This is a genomic window from Petrachloros mirabilis (genome assembly GCF_975968855.1).
Genome location: NZ_CDLUDY010000182.1, coordinates 1 through 2,058, shown reverse-complemented (window position 1 = coordinate 2,058; position 2,058 = coordinate 1). Strand labels below are relative to the sequence as shown.

At 57.7% G+C, this 2,058-nt stretch carries 3 protein-coding genes; all 3 read left to right on the top strand.

Features of this window, described 5'->3' with window-relative positions:
- Positions 1–676, top strand: a 676-nt coding sequence (locus ACWVCN_RS07420; RefSeq protein WP_455244927.1) for a hypothetical protein, incomplete at its 5' end; no start/stop codon positions are given.
- Positions 677–786: 110 nt separating this feature from the next.
- Complete coding sequence (locus ACWVCN_RS07415) at positions 787–1,206, top strand: hypothetical protein (protein WP_455244926.1); 420 nt, start codon at positions 787–789, stop codon at positions 1,204–1,206.
- Between the two features lie 95 nt (positions 1,207–1,301).
- Positions 1,302–2,058: hypothetical protein (locus ACWVCN_RS07410; RefSeq protein WP_455244925.1), on the top strand; the 757-nt coding region annotated here is incomplete at its 3' end.

Here is a 2,058-nt window from a genome sequence, read left to right as displayed (position 1 = left end):
GTATATCGTGGAGATTCCCATCCAGTCCATTCCGCGGCGCCATGACAGCCCCGAACGGGAAGAGCTCGACTTGTTCCCTTTCCAGCCCTCGGATGCCAAGTACAGACCCTTGCCCGCGCATCCGTTATCGGATGCGGTGATTGGATCGCAACTGCGGGAAGAGCCAGGGGTCATCTTGGCGGACATGCACGTGGGCTCCGATGGCATGATCACGTTAACTATCCTTCAGAACGACGTGCTGCGCACGTCTACGATTGATTTCAACGACCGAACGAGAGAATGGGAAGAGGAGTCGGCGTTCCCCTTCGAGCAACGGTTGCGCGGCTTGGTAGTCGTCAGAGGCAGCGAAGGGGCGACGGTCTTTTCAGCGGATGGACCGGCGTATCGGGTATCCGACAAGAGCGTGGAAGCTCTTAGGCAAACAAAACGACGGCCCTCGGAAAGCAGGCCACCACCGGCGGCCGATGATTCAACCGTCATCGTGGTCGACAAGCGAACGGCGGCCGTTGAGTGTCTGCGGTTCGCAATGCATGAGGGGGCGGCGCACTTCTGCCCCGATTACCGGGAGGAAAAGGCCTCCGATCGGCAGATCGCGGCTGCGCTGGAGGGGGCGTTTGCGGCGCAGCCGAACAAACCAAACAACTCCTTGCGCGTCAGACATGAGAGGGGGCCGTAATGTTGGCATGGCGACCAATCCACGCCTAGATCGTCTTCACGCTCGGTCCATGCGGGATATGTCGATTGGATCAGTGAAGTACCTGGACTCGAGGATGAGGCGGAAGAGAAATGAAGACAATTTGTGCAGCGCTTGCCATCGCATCCGTAGTCCTCGTCGCCGGTGCCGCAGATGCACCATTGATGCCCGATGGCGTCAACCAGATCCTTGGCCGCATCACGCCCGACATGGCCGAGACCAAAGTCGAGGCGATCGTGAAGAAGTACTACCCCGATGCCAAGCGAACGCTGGGGTCTTGGTCGGGACAAACCGGATATGTTGAATTCAAGCTGACCAAGCGATACTCCATTTCAGTCGCTGAGTACAACGATCCGAAGGATTTCGAGTCCCGGTTTGTCCATGCGGACATGATTCTGTATGTGTACGATTGGGAGGTGAAGCGAAGAATCAACATCTCGTTTCACAACTGGAATGAAGATAAGAAGGATGGAGGCAAGACCTCCGAACAACCACCTGAACGCAACAAGTGAAAGCCGCGCCGAAGCGCGGCTTTCACCTGCGCGTTAGGTGAAGCATTAGCCGCTGATGAAAGGAATATGGTGTTTTTCGATGACGGTAGAGTGCAATGAATATCTCGCGACCTGGTAATCATGACAGCGGGCCCTCGCTCGGTCTGCTCGCGATTGTGGCATTGCTTGTGGTTTACCCGTGTCCCAGTGGAGCAGAGCCTGCAGAGAGTGGCGCACCGACAAGCTTGCAAATAGTCGCCCAAATTGAAGGTAAGGACGAGCTGCATATTTCGCATCGCTGGGCCGGTTGGGTCAATCTCGCATCTGGATCCCCGCAGAAGGTGGAAATCAACGGGCGGGCATGGAACCCGAAAGCGTTGCCGGAATGGCAGGCTGGTCGAACCTTGCCACTGCTTCGCGGAGACATTGATCTGGCCGGTGCGATGCTCAAGAAGCTCCGCGGACGCGGCCAAGTCGACCTCGGGTACGACGCCAGAGGGCTGGTCGTTACATTCAATGATGGTCGGCGAGGTGGAGCCGATGTTTACGAAGTCCTGATCGAATTCGCGGACGTCGTCTGTGAACAGTCGGCGCGTTCTCTTCAAACCGGCATAGGCAAACCGGACTCCGTCGAGATATCCATCGGCGGCCACATCGACGGAGGCAACGGAGTCCGAATCAGTCCGGATAAGGCGGAATGGCTTAATTATGACCGTCGGTGCCCGGAGTCAGTGACGATCAACGGCCGGACCTGGAATCCGAAGGAAGAACCGGTGCTGTCGACGCCGGACGAGCCGTTCTATCCGCGCGGAATCGACGTCGCCAACGCCCGGTTGATCGAACGGAAGGGGCGTGGAGCCGTTCAGATCGATC